Below are 15,377 nucleotides of genomic sequence, written 5' to 3' on the forward strand. Positions count from 1 at the left end.
GGGGAAGGCCCCGGATGGCCGGACCGTCCCGGGCAGCGGCGGCACCGCTGCGCACCGTGCTCACCCTGGTCACGCTGATCACCCTCACCGCGGGCACGGCCGGCTGTGCGGGTCCGTCCGTTTCCTCCACCGAGGCCGCCGCGGGTCCCGCCGTGCCCCGCAGCTCGCCGGTGACCTACGAGGTGCCGGCGGATCTCACCCCCGCCGTGCTGCCGGCGACGGGCGCGGAGGCCCGGTGGTCCCAGGGCCTCGACGCCTTCGGCGAGGCGGTCGCCGACGCCGAGGTCCGCGGCTGTGTCCGCGCGCGGGGCGAGACGATGCCGGACCTGGTGCCGCTCGCCTTCACCCGGTACATGGACCTGCCCGACCTGGACTTCATCCGGCGCCACGGGTTCGGCTCGACCGCGCTTCCGGCGTCCTCCTCCACCGAGTCCACCGAGTCCACCGAGTCCACCGAGCCCACCGAGGGCCGCGAACCCGGCTCGCCGGACGGCTCGGCGGTGTCCGGTCCGGTGCGACGCTGCATGGCGGCGGGCCAGCGTGTCGTGAACGACTTCCGGGCGCTCTACGGCCCGCTGCGGATGTCGTGGTTCAGGGAGATCGGCCGGCTGGCGTCCGACGAGTCGGTCGCCCGGGTCTACGGCGCGTTCCCCTCCTGCCTCGCGCGACGGGGGGTGAAGGTCACCGGCGAGGACAGGTTCTTCGGGCTCGTGGACCGGCGGCTCGCCGCCGGCCGGAGCGACCTGGACCTGGCCGCCGACTACGCGGCGTGCATGGCCCCGGTCGAGGCCGTGCGCGAGCCGCTGCGCACGGCGTCGCGGGACCGGTTCGCCGCCGCCCACCGCCAGGAGATCGAGGAGCTGACGGACCAGCTGATGCCGCGCGTCCGGCAGTTGGAGGCCCGGTACGAGGTACGGCTGTGCTTCCCCGCGCTCTCCGCGTGACCTGCCCTCGCCCGGCCGGGGGCCGGGTTCACCGGTGTTCGGGGTTGTCCGCGCCCGGGCGGCAGCCCGCGTCCCACTGCGAGCGCTGGTTGCCGTGGGCGGGGACGCCTCCGGAGCGCTTGAGCAGGGCGGCGAGATGCATCAGGTTCCAGGTCATGAAGCTGGTGTTGCGGTTGGTGAAGTCGTTCTCCGGGCCGCCCGAGCCCGGGTCGAGGTACGACGGCCCGGGGCCGGCCGCGCCGATCCAGCCGGCGTCCGCCTGGGGCGGGACGGTGTAGCCGAGGTGCTGGAGGCTGTAGAGGACGTTCATCGCGCAGTGCTTGACGCCGTCCTCGTTCCCCGTGATCAGGCAGCCGCCGACGCGGCCGTAGTAGGCGTACTGACCCTGGGAGTTGAGCAGTGAGGAGCAGGCGTAGAGGCGCTCGACGACCCGCTTGGTGACGGAGCCGTTGTCGCCCAGCCAGATCGGGCCGGCGAGCACGAGGATGTCCGCCGCCATCACCCTCTCGTACAGCGCCGGCCACGCGTCGGTGGCGAAGCCGTGCTCGGTCATGTCCGGGTACACACCGGTCGCGATGTCGTGGTCCACGGCCCGGACCAGGTCCGTCGTCACGCCGACGGCATCCATGATCGCGCGGCTCCGGTCGATCAGGCCCTCGGTGTGGCTGAGCTGCGGGGACGGTTTGAGGGTGCAGTTGATGTAGAGCGCGGTGAGGTCGTCGAAACGGTGGGCGGGGGCTGTGTCCATGACGGCAGGGTCTCGTGTCGCGCCCGTTTCGTCCGGGTTCGACGCGCCTCGCCTTCAGCGTGCCGTCGGCAGCAGCACCTCGAAGCGGCAGCCGCCCGGGATGTTGCGTACGGTGGCCCGGCCCTGGTGCGCCTCCACGATGCCCCGGACGATGGCGAGGCCCAGGCCGGCGCCCGCCGGCGGGGTCCGGGCGTGGGTGCCGCGCCAGCCGGTGTCGAAGACGCGGGGCAGGTCCTCCTCGGGGATGCCGCCGCAGCCGTCCGTCACCGAGACCACGACACCCTCCGGTGAGCTTTCGGCCGCCACCGCGACCGTGCCGTCGGCGGGGGTCCGGCGGATCGCGTTGACCAGGAGGTTTCCCAGGACCCGGCTCATCTCCTTGCCGTCGACCTCCACCGGGACCGCCGCCACCCGGTCGCCGACGAGCCGTACGCCGAGCTCCCGGGCGAGCGGGTCCGCGCCCGCGAGGGCGTCGCCGACGAGGTCGTAGAGCGAGATGCGGGAGCAGGTCAGGGGCAGTGTGCCGGCGTGGATGCGGGAGAGTTCGAAGAGGTCGCCGACCATGCCGTCGAGGCGCTCGACCTCGGTGCGGATCTGCCGCAGATAGCGGTGGGGGTCGGCGGCCACGCCGTCCTCCAGCGCCTCGGACATGGCCCGCAGCCCGGCCAGCGGGGTGCGCAGGTCGTGCGAGATCCAGGCGACCAGCTCGCGCCGCGAGGTCTCCAACGCCCGTTCGCGGTCGCGGGATTCGGCGAGCCTGGCGCTCGTCGCGGCCAACTCGCGGCTGAGCGCGTCGAGTTCGGCGGTCGCCGGGCCGTCCGGGACGGCGAAGTCTCCACTGTCCCCGAACGAGCGGGCGGCGGCGGCGAGTTCGCGACTGCGGGCGACGACCCGGCGGCCCAGCAGCAGTGCGGTGGCCAGGGAGACGACCGCCGCCATGGCCACGACCGTCGTCACCACGGTCAGGTCGTGGGGCGACAGGAACATCGCCCAGGCGACGGCCAGCGTGCCCGCGAGCATCGCGACCACCCCGACGGCCGCCACCACGGTGAGGGAGGCCGTGAGCGAGCGGCGGCGCAGCAGACGCAGCGCAGCCGCTCCGGCCAGGCCGGTGACGGCGGCCCCGGCGAAGGCGTACAGGGCGATGAGGACCGTGTCCCGCATGATCACTCCTCCCCCGGTTCGAAGCGGTAGCCGACGCCCCACACCGTCTGGATCAGCCGGGGGCGGGCCGGATCGTCCTCGACCTTGCCGCGCAGCCGGCGGATGTGGACGGTGACGGTGGACAGGTCGCCGAAGTCCCAGCCCCACACCTCCCGCATCAGGTCCTCGCGGCCGTAGGCCCGCCCGGGATGCTTCAGGAAGAAGGCGAGGAGGTCGAACTCGCGCAGGGTGAGGGCGAGTTCGACGCCTTCGCGGGTGGCCCGGCGGGCGGCGGGGTCGACGGTGAGACCGGCCGCGGCCAGCGTGCCGGTGCCGGTGGCGGGCCGGGAGCGGCGCAGTACCGACTCCACCCGCAGGACCAGCTCGCGCGGGCTGAACGGCTTGGTGACGTAGTCGTCGGCGCCGACCTCCAGGCCGAGGATGCGGTCCTCCTCGTCGCCGCGCGCGGTGAGCATGATGACCGGCACGGGCCCGTGGCCGCGCATCCGGCGGCACACCTCCAGGCCGTCCATGCCGGGCAGCATCAGGTCCAGGACCACCAGGTCGGGCCAGTGCGCGGCGGCCCGGGTCAGGGCCATGGGGCCGTCGTCGGCCCGGTCGACGGTGTAGCCGGCCCGGTCCAGGTATCCGGCGACGACCTCCGCGACCGTGGGGTCGTCGTCGACGACCAGGACTCTCGCGGACCCTGCCGTATCGGCTCGCTGCTGCATGCCTCCAGCCTCGCACCACGCCCGCGTCCACACGGCCCGGGAGGGTGCCCGGCGCCACGACGTCCGCGTTTCGTAAGGAGCCGGAGCCCGAAATGCCCGTTTCGCGTTCGTAGGGTGAAGGGCGTGACCATCTCACCCTCGCCACCGGGCGATGTCGATGTCGTGCTCCCCTGCCTGGACGAGGCGGAGGCCCTGCCCTGGGTCCTGGCCCGGATCCCGGCCGGCTGGCGCGCCCTGGTCGTGGACAACGGTTCCACCGACGGCTCGGCGGAGCTTGCCCGGGACCTCGGCGCGACCGTCGTGCACGAGCCGCGGCGGGGCTTCGGCGCCGCCTGCCACGCCGGGCTGGCCGCCGCCACCGCCGACGTCGTGTGCTTCTGCGACTGCGACGCCTCTCTCGATCCGTCGCTGCTCGTGCCCTTCGTGGCCGAGGTACGGGCCGGCGCCGCCGATCTGGTGCTCGGCCGCAGGCGCCCGCGCGGCCGGGGCGCCTGGCCGGCGCACGCCCGGGCCGGCAACCTCGCGCTCGCCCGGCTGCTGCGCCGCCGCACCGGCCTCGCCCTGCACGACCTGGGCCCGCTGCGCGCCGCCCGCCGCGAGCCGCTGCTCGGCCTCGGTCTGACCGACCGGCGCAGCGGCTACCCGCTCCAGATGGTGGTGCGCGCCGCCGACGCGGGCTGGCGGATCGCCGAGCGGGACGTCCCCTACCTGCCGCGGGCCGGCGCCTCGAAGGTGACGGGTACGTGGCGCGGCACCTGGCAGGCGGTGCGGGACATGAGCGGCGTCCTGCACGAGGCCCCGGCGCGGGAGAGGGCGGCACGATGACCACCCTGCTCGTCATCGCCAAGGAGCCGCTGCCGGGGCGGGTGAAGACCCGGCTCACCCCGCCGTTCACCGCGCGCGAGGCGGCGGCGCTCGCGGAGGCCTCGCTCACGGACACGCTCCTGGCGGTGGCCGCCGCCCCGGCCACCCGCCGTGTCCTGGTGCTGGACGGCACCCCCGGCCCCTGGCTCCCGCCGGGCTTCGACGTCGTACCGCAGAGACCCGGTGGTCTCGACGAACGGCTCGCGGACGCGTTCGGCCGCTGCGCCGGGCCCGCCCTGCTGATCGGCATGGACACCCCGCAGGTCACGCCACGGCTGCTCGACGTCGACTTCACCGGGTGCGACGCGTTCTTCGGAGCGGCCGAGGACGGCGGCTTCTGGGCGCTCGGACTGGCCGAGCCCGATCCCGCGCTGCTGCGGGGTGTGCCGATGTCGACGGCGGTGACGGGCGCCGTACAGCGTCGGCGGCTCGTCGAGGCGGGGCTGCGGGTGCGCGATCTGCCCCGGCTGCGGGACGTCGACACCGCCGCCGACGCCCACGCGGTGGCCGCGCTGGCCCCGCACGGCCGCTTCGCCGCGCGGCTGGCCCGGTGCACGGCGGCGGCACACCGGTAGAACGCCGGCCGCTTCGCCGCGCGGCGGCCCGGTGCACGGCGGCGGCACACCGGTGGAACGCCCCGGGCCGGCCCGCACCGCCCTCGGGCCGGTCAGCGGACGGCCGGCGGTCGCCGTCGGCCGGCTCTGCGCAGCCGTAGGGCCAGGAGCAGGGCCGAGCCGCCGAAGAGGACGGCGGTGATCAGCAGCCAGCGGGCGAGGAAGCCGTCCGGCGACAGTCCGGTGCCCAGCCGGTAGCGCCGGTCCACCCGTCCGGCGATCAGCGGGAACCACACGAGCAGCAGCAGGCCGGAGAACGCGGCCGGGACCCGTACGTACCCCGTCCACGTGCGGTGACCGGCCGCGTCGAGGCCGTGGACGACGGCCCGGTCCGCCGCCGTGTACAGGGGCAGCAGGACGAGGTCGTGCAGCAGTGCGGCACCGACGATCCACAGCACGACGTCGAACCGGTCGTCGGCGGCGCCGAGCAGGCGCACGCCCGCGTACCCGGCGAGGGCGAACGAGCAGGCGAGCAGCAGCAGTTGCCAGGGGCCTCCGACGGGGATCCTCGGCCGGCGCATCACAGGTCTCCGAACGTCATCCGGGCCACCCACTTGGTGTTCAGCACACCGGGCGCGGCGGGCACGATCACCCGTGCCGGGTGGCCGTGGTCGGGGGACAGCTCCTCGCCGTTGACGTACAGGGCGAGCAGGGACCGCGGGTCGGCGACCTGGCCGGCGCTGAGGGCGGCGTGCCGGAAGGCGCCGCGGCGCTGAAGGGATTCGACGAACAGGTCCGGGGGGTCGCCGTCGTACCCGACGAGCGCGGCGAGATCGCGCAGCCGCACGCCCCGCCACCACTGGTCGGACGTCGACCAGCCCTCGACGCAGGCGATCGGCAGCGCCGAGCTGTGCAGGGGGAGCGCGGCGAGCTGGGCGCGGGCGAGGCGGACGGTGCCCGTCCGTCCGGTGACCACGAGCCGCCAGGCGTCCGGGCCAATCTCGGCCGGGTCGATGCCGGCGTAGGCGGCGGTCTTGTTGATCTGGAAGCCGTTCGGGCCGCTGCCGGGGTCGGCGCCGCCGTGCGGGGCGAGGAGGGCGGTGCGGCGCAGGCTGTCGAAGCACTGCCCCACGGTCGTCAGGAACAGCAGCAGCGCGCCACCCCCGACGAACCACAGGGCGCCGCGCCGGGACACGGTCGGCTCGGCGGGGCGCGGGGACACCAGGCCGTCCTCCTCGCCCTCCCGGCCCTCCCGCAGGTGCCGCAGATTGCGCAGCGCCCTGGGCGTCTTGAGGACGGCGTGGGCGACGAACGCGGCGATGAACACCCACGCGCCGTAGAAGTGCAGCGGGTAGAAGGAGCCCGGGAAGACGTAGTCGAGCTGGATGTTGAGGACACCGGTGACGAACTCGAAGAGGCCGCCGCCGACCAGCAGCACCAGGGAGATCCGCTCCAGGGCGTGGGCAAGCGAGCGGGCGGGCGGCAGCGCGAACAGCTTCGGCACCACCGACCACAGCTTGGCCAGCAGCACCGGGACCAGCGTGATGCCCAGGGTGACGTGGACGCCCTGGTTCAGCCGGTACAGCCAGTGCGGGTGTGTCGGCCACGCGAAGAGGTAGAAGCCGAGGATCCCCTTGTCCGGGGTCTTGTCGTTCACCGGGGACAGGTCCGGGTTGTAGGCGGCGTACGAGACCAGGCCCGTCACGAACAGCACCGTGATGCCGACGAGCAGGACGACACCGAGCACGGACGTGAACCAGGGGCCGCGCAGGGGGCTGCGCCAGAATCCGGGGGAGGTGGGGAGCCGGGGATCGTCTCGCATGCGCCGACCGTAGACATGGGCACCCCCGTGAAGGGCCGCGCGACCCATGACGAAACGCTGACGTCCGGCCCGGACGGCGGCCCGAATCCCGCCGGTCGGCCTAGCGTGCCGGTGTGACCCGCCCCCTTCTACGTGATCTGTGCGCCGCCCTGGCCGCCGCCGTGCTCGTCGCCGTGGCCGTGTCGGTCGGCCGCCACCTCCAGGACACCCGGCACACGCTGTTCGTGAACTGGCCCCCTCTGCTGGCCACCTGGGGCCCGCACACGGGGCCCGGCACCCCGGCCGCGCTGCTGGTGGCCGCGGCCGTCACGGCGTACGGCCCCGCGCTGGCCGTCCGCCTGCCCTGGCGCGCCCTGCTCGCGGCGTCCTGGGGCGCGGCCACGGCGTGGATCGTCTCGCTCGCCCTCGTCGACGGCTGGCAGCGGGGCATCGCGGCGCGGCTCACCACCCGGCACGAGTACCTCCGGGTCGTCGACCGCTTCGACGACATCCCCGGCACCCTGCGGGACTTCACCCACCACATCCTTCTGGACTCCCCCGACAACTGGCCCGCCCATGTCGCCGGCCATCCCCCGGCGGCCACCCTGACGTTCGTCCTCCTCGGCCGGGCCGGGCTGCGGGGCGGCGGCTGGGCCGGAGCCTGGTGCATCCTGGCCGGCGCGACGGCGTGCGTGGCCGTGCTCGTCGCGGTACGGGCGCTGGCCGGGGAGGGTCTCGCACGACGGGCGGCCCCCTTCCTGGTCCTGGCCCCCGCCGCGGTGTGGATGGGCACCTCGGCCGACGCGTACTTCGCGGCGGTCGCGGCCTGGGCGGTGGCCACGCTGACGCTGGCGGTCACCGGGCGGTGGGTGGGGTGGGCCGTCGTGTCGGGCCTGCTGTTCGGGCTCGCGTGCTATCTCTCCTACGGCCTCACGCTCGTCGCCGTCCTCGGCGCGGCGGTGCTGCTGCTCGGCCGGTCCGGGGTCCGGGCGCGGCCGGTGCTGGTGGTGGCGCTGCTCGCCGGGCTGGCCGTCGTGCCGACGGCGTTCACGCTCGCCGGGTTCGACTGGTGGGAGGCGTACCGGCTGCTGGTCACGCGCTACCGCCAGGGTGCGGGCGGTGTACGGCCGTACGGCTACTGGGTGTGGGCCAATCTCGCCTGCACGGTCCTGATCACGGGCCTGGCGACGGCGGCGGGGCTGCGGCGGACGGGTGCCGTGCTGCTCCGGCGGCGTGCCGCACCGCGTGGCGACGTCCGGCTCGCCCTGCTCGTGGCCGCCGCGCTCGTGGCCGTGCTGGCCGCCGACCTCTCCGGCATGAGCAAGGCGGAGACGGAACGCATCTGGCTCCCGTTCGCGCTGTGGCTGCTCCCGTCCTGCGCGTTCCTCACCCACCCCCGCGCCTGGCTGGCCGCCCAGGCGGTCCTCGCACTGCTCCTCAACCATCTGCTGCGCACCGGGTGGTGAGCGGCCGGCCCGTCGGGCGCGCCGGGTCTGCGTCAGGGTTCCGGAGAGTGCCCCTGCGCGAGGCGCTCGGCGACCCAGCGTGCCGCCGACCGCGGATCGGGGACGGCCGGCACGCCCTCGGGGGGCGGCGGCCGACGGACCACGATCACCGGCAGCCCGGCCTCGCGGGCCGCCGTCAGCTTCGGCGCGGTGGCCGCTCCCCCGCTGTCCTTCGTCACCACCACGTCGACACGGTGACGGCGCAACAGCTCGCGTTCTCCGTCGAGAGTGAAGGGGCCGCGGTCGAGCAGCACCTCCATCCGGGGCGGGTACGGGGGCTCGGGCGGGTCGACCGACCGGACGAGGAACCACGGCCCGGTGAGGTCCGCGAAGGCGGCCAGGCCCGTCCGCCCGGTGGTGAGGAACACCCGCCGGCCGAGTCCGGGCAGCAGCGCGGCGGCCTCCGCCAGGGAACCGGCCTCGTGCCAGCGGTCACCGGGCACCGGCGTCCAGCCGGGGCGGCGGACGGCGAGCAGGGGGACGCCGGTGTCGGCCGCGGCCCGCGCCGCGTGGTGCCCGATGGCCCCGGCGAAGGGGTGGGTGGCGTCGACGAGCGCGTCCACCGCGTGTTCCCGCAGCCAGGCCGACAGCCCCTCGGCACCGCCGAACCCGCCGACGCGCACCGCGCCGGGCAGCGGGCGGGGACCGGCGACCCGCCCGGCGAGCGAACTGGTCACCGTCAGACCCGGCACACCGTCCAGCAGTTCGGCCAGCCGGCGGGCCTCCGTGGTGCCCCCGAGGATCAGTAGGTGCACGGGAGTCCGGATCCGTTCTTCGCGGGTGGGGCGGTCGGGTTCCCACTCAAGCACACCGGGGCGTGCGCCGGTGTGTGAGCCGTCTCTCGACGCCCCCGCGCCCCCCATTGCCGCTTGTCAGGGCCCATATGCGGGCACTACTGTCACCACGCCTCGGTGAACGGGAAATCCGGTGTGAAACCGGTGCGGCCCTCGCCACTGTGATCGGGAAGTCCGGCTCCAGCCCTCACGGGCAGCCACTGGGTCCTCGGACCCGGGAAGGCGGAGCACGGGCGGTGGTACCCGTCAGCCAGGAGACCGGCCGGGGCGCGTCAACCATCCACGAGGTGCTGGAGAGGGTCTGCTGAACCATGCACATAGCCGAGGGTTTCCTCCCGCCGGCGCACGCGGTCGCCTGGGGCGTCGCGTCCGCACCGTTCGTCGTCCACGGAGTCCGGTCGCTCACCCGTGAGGTCAGGGAGCATCCCGAGAGCACCCTGCTGCTCGGCGCCTCCGGGGCCTTCACGTTCGTCCTGTCCGCACTGAAACTGCCCTCGGTGACCGGGAGTTGCTCGCACCCCACCGGCACCGGCCTGGGTGCCATCCTGTTCCGGCCGCCGATCATGGCCGTCCTGGGCACGATCACCCTGCTCTTCCAGGCCCTGCTGCTCGCGCACGGCGGTCTCACCACCCTCGGCGCCAACGTCTTCTCGATGGCGATCGTCGGACCGTGGACCGGCTACGCGGTCTACCGGCTGCTGCGCCGCTTCGACGTGCCGCTGATGGTCACGGTGTTCTGCGGCGCCTTCGCCGCCGACCTGTCCACCTACTGCGTGACCAGCGTGCAGCTGGCGCTGGCGTTCCCCGACCCGGGCAGCGGATTCCTGGGCGCGCTCGGCAAGTTCGGCTCCATCTTCGCCGTCACCCAGATCCCGCTCGCGGTCAGCGAGGGCCTGCTCACGGTGTTCGTGATGCGGCTGCTGGTGCAGTCCAGCAAGGGCGAACTGACCCGGCTCGGCGTGCTGGTGACGGGCGGGCGGCCCCAAGCCGGTGCCGGTACCGGTACCGAGGCGGTGGCCCGATGAGCCGCAACGCGAAGATCAACGCCCTGCTGCTGTTCGTGGTGGCCGCGCTGGCCGTCCTGCCGCTGGTCCTCGGGCTCGGCGACCACAAGGAGGAGCCGTTCACGGGCGCGGACGCCGAGGCGGAGACGGCGATCACCGAGCTGGAACCGGACTACGAGCCCTGGTTCTCGCCGCTGTACGAGCCACCGTCCGGGGAGATCGAGTCGGCGCTGTTCTCCTTCCAGGCGGCGCTCGGGGCGGGCGTCCTCGCCTACTACTTCGGTCTGCACCGCGGGCGGCGCCAGGGCGAACTGCGGGCGCTGGCACGGCAGGACGCGGCCACGGCCGAAGCGGCCGCCGAGGCGATCGGCGCCGAGCCCGCCACCGAGCCCGCCGACCGGGCCTAGCCGGGTGCTGCCGATCGACGCGGCGGCCCACAGCAGCCGCTGGCGCCGCCGTCACCCGGTGGACAAGGCCGTGCTCGGACTGGGCCTGACCGTGCTCGCCGTCTCCCTGCCGCCCTGGCCCGGCGCCGCCCTCGTACTGCTGACCGCGCTCGTGGTGCTGCTGGGCCCGGCAGGGGTGCCGGCCCGCCGGCTGTGGCGGGCCTACCGGGTGCCGCTGGGGTTCTGTGCGACCGGGGCGCTCACGCTGCTCGTCCAGGTCGGCGGGCCCGACGGGTTCGTCGCCCCGGCCGACGGCGGGGCGGTGCGCGCCGGGGAGCTGCTGCTGCGCACCTCGGCCGCCTCCCTCGGCGTCCTGCTGTTCGCCTTCACCACACCGATGTCCGATCTGCTGCCGCGCCTGGTCCGCGCCGGGGTGCCCGCACCGGTCGTGGACGTGGCGCTGGTGACGTACCGGATGAGCTTCCTGCTGCTGGACTCCGTGCGCCGCATCCGGGAGGCGCAGGCGGCGCGGCTCGGGCACACCAGCCGGGCGGCCGAGTGGCGTGCGCTGGCCGGGCTCGGGGCCACGGCGTTCGTCCGGGCCTTCGACCGGGCGGCACGGCTCCAGGCCGGGCTCGCCGGCCGGGGCTACGACGGCACCCTGCGCGTCCTGGTGCCCGAGGCCCGGGTCTCCGTCCGCTTCACGGCCGGCAGCGTCGCCCTCCTCGCGGCACTGACCGTTCTCACCCTCGTCCTGGAAAGGCCGCCGACATGAGCGAGCCCGTGCTGGTCGCCCTGCGCGGCGCCTCCTTCGCCTACGAGGACGGCCCCGTCGTCGTCGACGGGCTGGACTTCGAGGTCCGCGGCGGACGCGCGCTCGCGCTGCTGGGCCGCAACGGCAGTGGCAAGACCACGCTGATGCGGCTGCTCAGCGGCGGACTGCGGCCGCGCACCGGCGAACTGACCGTCGAGGGGCGCGCGGTCGGCTACGACCGCAAGGGCCTGACCCGGCTGCGGACGACCGTGCAGCTGGTGGTGCAGGACCCCGACGACCAGCTGTTCGCCGCGTCCGTCGGCCAGGACGTGTCGTTCGGACCGCTGAACCTCGGCCTGTCCGACGTGGAGGTGCGGGCCCGCGTCGACGAGGCCCTCGCCGCCCTCGACATCACGGCCCTGGCCGACCGGCCCACCCATCTGCTGTCGTACGGGCAGCGCAAGCGGACCGCCATCGCGGGCGCCGTCGCCATGCGGCCGCGCGTGCTGATCCTCGACGAGCCGACCGCCGGGCTCGACCCCGACGGCCAGGAGCGGCTGCTCGCCACCCTCGACGGGCTGCGCGCGTCCGGGACGACGGTGGTGATGGCCACCCACGACGTCGACCTCGCGCTGCGCTGGGCCGACGACGCCGCACTCCTCACCCCGTCCGGCGCGCACACCGGGCCCGCGGCGGCGATGCTGGCCCGTACGGACCTGCTCGGGCAGGCCGGGCTGCGGCTGCCGTGGGGGATCGCCGCCGCCGAACTGCTGCGCGCACAGGGCCTGTTGCCCGCCGCGGCACCCGGACCGCGCACGGCCGAGGAACTCTCCGCCCTGACGACGGCCCGTACGGGGACGTGACCTCGTGCGGACCGGGCGGGAGCCGGCGCCCGCGCTCGGGGGCGTGACCGGCCGCACCTCTGCTCCGGCCGGCCCGGCGGACGTCTTCCCCGGTCCGGTGAACGTCTCCCCCCTCACCGCCGTATTCGACGAGGTGAGCGGGCGTGAGGCGGGGGGCGGGGCCGTGTGGGTGCGGGCCGGGGTGTTCGCCGTGCTCGGGACCGTGCTCGCGCTGCTCGGGCATCACGCGATCGCCGAGGCGGCGGTGCCGTGGCGGCTCGCGGGGGCGCTCGTCGCCGTCCAGCTCGCCGCGTTCCTGCCGCTGGCCCGGCGCCGTCCGTCGCCGGTCGTGACCCTCGGGGCCACGCTGCTGACGCAGGGCGCCCTGCATCTCGCGCTGTCCCTCGCCGACGGCCACGCGCCGGCGGCGCTGCCGGGTCACGCCGGGCACGCCGGTCATCCGGCGGCGGCCGGCGGGGACGGGCACGTCTGGCATCACGGCGGGATGCCGATGGCCGCGGTCCACACGGCCGCCGCGCTCGCGGTGGCCTGGCTGCTGCACCGGGCGGACGTCCGGACGCGGGCCGCGCTCGGCCTGCTGCGCACGCTCGGCCGGGCCGCCGCGGCCGCCTTGGCCCAGGTGCTGCCCCGCCCGGTGCCCCGTCCGGAGCCGGTACGGCCCCGGGCGCCCGGCCGGCGCAGCGGCGCGTTCCTGGCGCCGGCCGGGCCGGGTCCGGCGAACGTCCTGGAGCACGCGGTGGGGCGCAGGGGCCCACCGCGTGGGGAGAACCCCTCGGTCCTTCACCGGCCCCGGTCGTCACCGGGCCGGATCCTCCCGTTCCCGCAAGGAGTTCCCCCGTGTCCGTGTCCCACCCCGTCCGCCCCCTGGCGCGCGTCGGCCGCCGTCTCGGGCTCGCCGGCGCCGTCGCGCTGACGGCCACCCTCGCCCTGGCCGCACCGGCCGCCGCCCACGCCGAGGTCGAGGCCGACCGCCCGCAGGCGCTCGCCGAGAACGTCACCCTGACCTTCGTCTCCGAGGCCGAGTCCGCCTCCGCCGGCTTCCGTGAGGTGCGGGTCGTCCTGCCCGAGGGCATCGCCCCCACCGCCGTCACCCTCGGCAAGGCCCCCAAGGGCTGGAAGTTCACGGCGACCGAGGACGGCTACACCCTGGCCGGTCCGGCGCTCGGCACCGGCGTCGACGCGGAGTACAGCGTGAAGGTCCGCCAGCTGCCGGACGCCGAGGAGCTGGCGTTCAAGACCGTCGAGACGTACGACGACGGCGAGATCTCCCGGTGGATCGAACTGCCCGCCGACGGCAAGGAGGCCGAACAGCCCGCTCCGCTGCTGAAGCTGAAGGCCGCGGCCCCGGGGGCCACGCCGGTCGGGGCGAGCCCCACGCCGTCGGAGACGGCGGGGTCCCCGTCCGCGGCCGCTTCTTCCACCCCGTCGCCGAAGTCGTCGTCGAAGTCCGCGTCGGAGTCCGCCTCGGCCGACGAGGACTCCGGGACGTCCACCGGCCTGCTGGCCGGCGGGGCCGCCGCGACGCTGCTGGTCCTCGGCGGCGGAGCCTGGTGGTTCCTCAGGCGTCGGGCCGCCGGCACGTCCGAGGACTGACCCGGACCGCCGTCGACCCGGGGCCGCGAGAGCGTACGCCTCGCCCCGGGTCGACGGCCGGCACCCGGCGCCACGAACGCGGCGCCGGGTGCCGAGGGCTCAGAAGACGCCCTGGCCCGGGACGAGGATCCCCCGCGGGTCGTACGTGCGCTTCGCCGCCTCCAGCGCCGGCCAGGCCGGGCCGAAGTGGTCCCGCCAGTCCTCGGGGGTGAACGGGATGCTGCCCACCGGGTACTGCGTGCCGCCGGCCGCCGCGGCGGCCTCGTACGCGGAGCGGTTGGCCGCCAGCAGACGCTCGACGGTGGCCGTGTCGTCCGGCGGGGTGGCGCCGAGGATGTCGAACAGGTACGACACGTCCTCGTCGGAGGTGCGCAGCAGCGGGGTCGTGAGGCGCTCCTTCAGCATCGGGTAGAAGAGGATGACGCCCGGGCCCAGATCGGCCGGGGTGAGGTTCGCCAGCAGCGGTCCGCTGACGGACGCGGCCGCCGAGCCCGGCAGCATGAGGTTGAGCCACGGGTGGGCGTACGTCCAGAAGCCGGCCTCCTTGAGGGAGGCGACGAGCGGTGCCAGCCGGTCCAGGAAGTCGTAGTAGGACCGGTCGGTGTACTGCACCCCGGCCGGATCGTGGCGCAGACCGCTCAGCAGGGCCGTGTCGTCCGGTGCGGGGCCGACCGGAGGGCCGTAGGCCACCGCCTCCAGGCTGTAGGCGCGGAAGGCTCCCTGGGCGTCTACGTGGACCTGACCTTCCACGTAGTCGAAGCGGCCGTCCTGGACGAGCACGCGCTGGTCGTCCAGGAACGTCTCCAGGTCGTCGTAGGGCAGTTGGTAGTGGCGGACCGACTCGGGCGCGGGCACCAGGCGCAGGGTGGCCTCGACGATGATCGCGCACTGGCCGAGGCCGGCCAGGACGGCGTGGAAGAGGTCGGGGCGCCGGGACGGGGAGCAGCGGACCAGCTCGCCCGCTCCGGTGACGACCCGCAGCGCGGTGACGTTGTCGACCTGGGCGCCGTGCCGATGGATCTGGCCGCCGAGGCCGCCGACGGACAGGGTGCCGCCGACGGAGAGTTCGATGTAGTCGGTGAAGACGGGCGGGGTGAGACCGTGGGCGAGGGTCGCCCTGGCCACCTCGCTCCACTTGGCGCCCGCGCCGACGGTGACGGTGGTGCTGTGCGGCCCCACGGGGCCGATGGCCGCGAGCGGCGCGGTCTCGACGACCAGGCCGTCCGCCACCTGCGCCTGCCCGTACGGGGCGTGCCCCTGGCCACGCGGCGCGACCGGCAGACCCAGGTCGTTGCAGAACCGGACCATGGCGACGACGTCGCGCACCGAGCCGGGGCGCAGGACGGCCAGGGGTCGGCGGTGGACGATGTGGCCGTAGTCGTCGGCCGCGGCGCTCAGCGACGCCGCGTCGGTGACGAGCGTGCCGTCCAGCCCGGGGATCCTGGCCAGGGCGGATCCCGGCTCCGCGGCGGTCGCGGTCCAGGTGCGGGCCGCGGTGTCGAATCCGATCACCGCCGTGCCGGTGACGGTGAGTCCACGTAATACGGTGCGTCTGGACGGTGTGCGGGACATACGCACTACCACCTCTCAAGCGCTGGTCAAGTGGTCAAATCCACGACAGCGTAGGCGAGTTGATCCCGTACGGCATCGGGTTTCCCTGGCGTCCCGGTGCACGGCCCACGCCCGTGGACGA

At 75.0% G+C, this 15,377-nt stretch carries 17 protein-coding genes and 1 riboswitch; of the genes, 10 read left to right on the forward strand and 7 right to left on the reverse strand.

Annotated features, from left to right (window positions below; all coding sequences use genetic code 11):
• Window positions 1-14 precede the first annotated feature (14 nt).
• Window positions 15-944, forward strand: coding sequence for a hypothetical protein (locus IE275_RS20060; protein ID WP_189712707.1), 930 nt, complete (start codon window positions 15-17; stop codon window positions 942-944).
• 28 nt (window positions 945-972) lie between these two features.
• Here IE275_RS20060 and IE275_RS20065 read toward each other — a convergent pair whose 3' ends face one another.
• From IE275_RS20065 to IE275_RS20075, 3 genes are read right to left on the reverse strand one after another with little or no spacing between them, the layout of a single operon-like run.
• Window positions 973-1,692, reverse strand: a complete 720-nt coding sequence (locus IE275_RS20065) for a flavodoxin family protein (protein ID WP_189712708.1) — start codon at window positions 1,690-1,692, stop codon at window positions 973-975.
• A gap of 54 nt (window positions 1,693-1,746) precedes the next feature.
• Complete coding sequence (locus IE275_RS20070) at window positions 1,747-2,856, reverse strand: sensor histidine kinase (RefSeq protein ID WP_189712709.1); 1,110 nt, start codon at window positions 2,854-2,856, stop codon at window positions 1,747-1,749.
• 2 nt (window positions 2,857-2,858) lie between these two features.
• Window positions 2,859-3,566, reverse strand: a complete 708-nt coding sequence (locus IE275_RS20075) for a response regulator transcription factor (protein ID WP_189712710.1) — start codon at window positions 3,564-3,566, stop codon at window positions 2,859-2,861.
• A gap of 114 nt (window positions 3,567-3,680) precedes the next feature.
• Between IE275_RS20075 and IE275_RS20080 the strand changes: the two genes are divergently transcribed.
• Both IE275_RS20080 and IE275_RS20085 read left to right on the forward strand, forming a co-directional pair.
• Window positions 3,681-4,391 carry a glycosyltransferase family 2 protein gene (locus IE275_RS20080; protein WP_189712711.1) on the forward strand — a complete coding sequence of 237 codons (711 nt, stop codon included), beginning with the start codon at window positions 3,681-3,683 and terminating at the stop codon, window positions 4,389-4,391.
• Window positions 4,388-5,005: a TIGR04282 family arsenosugar biosynthesis glycosyltransferase gene (locus IE275_RS20085; RefSeq protein ID WP_189712712.1), complete on the forward strand. Its 618-nt coding sequence runs from the start codon at window positions 4,388-4,390 to the stop codon at window positions 5,003-5,005. Before IE275_RS20080 ends, IE275_RS20085 begins: the two co-directional genes overlap by 4 nt.
• A gap of 92 nt (window positions 5,006-5,097) precedes the next feature.
• Here the strand turns inward: IE275_RS20085 and IE275_RS20090 are convergent, their stop codons facing one another.
• Window positions 5,098-5,565 (reverse strand): hypothetical protein, encoded by a 468-nt coding sequence (locus IE275_RS20090; RefSeq protein ID WP_189712713.1) that lies wholly within the window; start codon window positions 5,563-5,565, stop codon window positions 5,098-5,100.
• Entirely contained in the window at window positions 5,565-6,806 is a 1,242-nt protein-coding gene (locus IE275_RS20095) for a molybdopterin-dependent oxidoreductase (RefSeq protein ID WP_189712714.1), read from the reverse strand. Before IE275_RS20095 ends, IE275_RS20090 begins: the two co-directional genes overlap by 1 nt.
• 113 nt (window positions 6,807-6,919) lie before the next feature.
• On the opposite strand from IE275_RS20095, the gene IE275_RS20100 reads away from it, so the two are divergent.
• Window positions 6,920-8,251 (forward strand): hypothetical protein, encoded by a 1,332-nt coding sequence (locus tag IE275_RS20100; RefSeq protein WP_189712715.1) that lies wholly within the window; start codon window positions 6,920-6,922, stop codon window positions 8,249-8,251.
• A 32-nt stretch (window positions 8,252-8,283) separates the two neighbouring features.
• Here the strand turns inward: IE275_RS20100 and IE275_RS20105 are convergent, their stop codons facing one another.
• Window positions 8,284-9,045, reverse strand: a complete 762-nt coding sequence (locus tag IE275_RS20105; protein WP_189712716.1) for a cobalt-precorrin-6A reductase — start codon at window positions 9,043-9,045, stop codon at window positions 8,284-8,286.
• A 137-nt stretch (window positions 9,046-9,182) separates the two neighbouring features.
• Window positions 9,183-9,365: riboswitch (cobalamin riboswitch) on the forward strand.
• Window positions 9,366-9,395: 30 nt separating this feature from the next.
• On the opposite strand from IE275_RS20105, the gene IE275_RS20110 reads away from it, so the two are divergent.
• Genes IE275_RS20110 through IE275_RS20135 form a run of 6 tightly spaced genes read left to right on the forward strand, consistent with a single transcriptional unit; the run spans window position 9,396 to window position 13,684 of the window.
• Window positions 9,396-10,109, forward strand: coding sequence for an energy-coupling factor ABC transporter permease (locus IE275_RS20110; protein WP_189712717.1), 714 nt, complete (start codon window positions 9,396-9,398; stop codon window positions 10,107-10,109).
• Window positions 10,106-10,495, forward strand: coding sequence for an energy-coupling factor ABC transporter substrate-binding protein (locus IE275_RS20115; RefSeq protein ID WP_189712718.1), 390 nt, complete (start codon window positions 10,106-10,108; stop codon window positions 10,493-10,495). The genes IE275_RS20110 and IE275_RS20115 overlap by 4 nt, the downstream gene beginning before the upstream one ends.
• A gap of 4 nt (window positions 10,496-10,499) precedes the next feature.
• Window positions 10,500-11,249: a cobalt ECF transporter T component CbiQ gene (gene cbiQ, locus IE275_RS20120; protein WP_189712719.1), complete on the forward strand. Its 750-nt coding sequence runs from the start codon at window positions 10,500-10,502 to the stop codon at window positions 11,247-11,249.
• Window positions 11,246-12,091, forward strand: coding sequence for an ATP-binding cassette domain-containing protein (locus tag IE275_RS20125; protein WP_189712720.1), 846 nt, complete (start codon window positions 11,246-11,248; stop codon window positions 12,089-12,091). The genes cbiQ and IE275_RS20125 overlap by 4 nt, the downstream gene beginning before the upstream one ends.
• 43 nt (window positions 12,092-12,134) lie before the next feature.
• Entirely contained in the window at window positions 12,135-13,004 is an 870-nt protein-coding gene (locus IE275_RS20130) for a hypothetical protein (protein WP_189712721.1), read from the forward strand.
• Window positions 12,935-13,684, forward strand: a complete 750-nt coding sequence (locus IE275_RS20135) for a DUF1775 domain-containing protein (protein ID WP_229870396.1) — start codon at window positions 12,935-12,937, stop codon at window positions 13,682-13,684. The genes IE275_RS20130 and IE275_RS20135 overlap by 70 nt, the downstream gene beginning before the upstream one ends.
• 99 nt (window positions 13,685-13,783) lie before the next feature.
• Here the strand turns inward: IE275_RS20135 and IE275_RS20140 are convergent, their stop codons facing one another.
• Window positions 13,784-15,256 carry an FAD-binding protein gene (locus tag IE275_RS20140; protein WP_189712722.1) on the reverse strand — a complete coding sequence of 491 codons (1,473 nt, stop codon included), beginning with the start codon at window positions 15,254-15,256 and terminating at the stop codon, window positions 13,784-13,786.
• Between the last annotated feature and the right edge of the window lie 121 nt (window positions 15,257-15,377).

Origin of the sequence: Streptomyces phaeofaciens (genome assembly GCF_014648915.1) — a bacterium.
Lineage (GTDB): Bacteria > Actinomycetota > Actinomycetes > Streptomycetales > Streptomycetaceae > Streptomyces > Streptomyces phaeofaciens.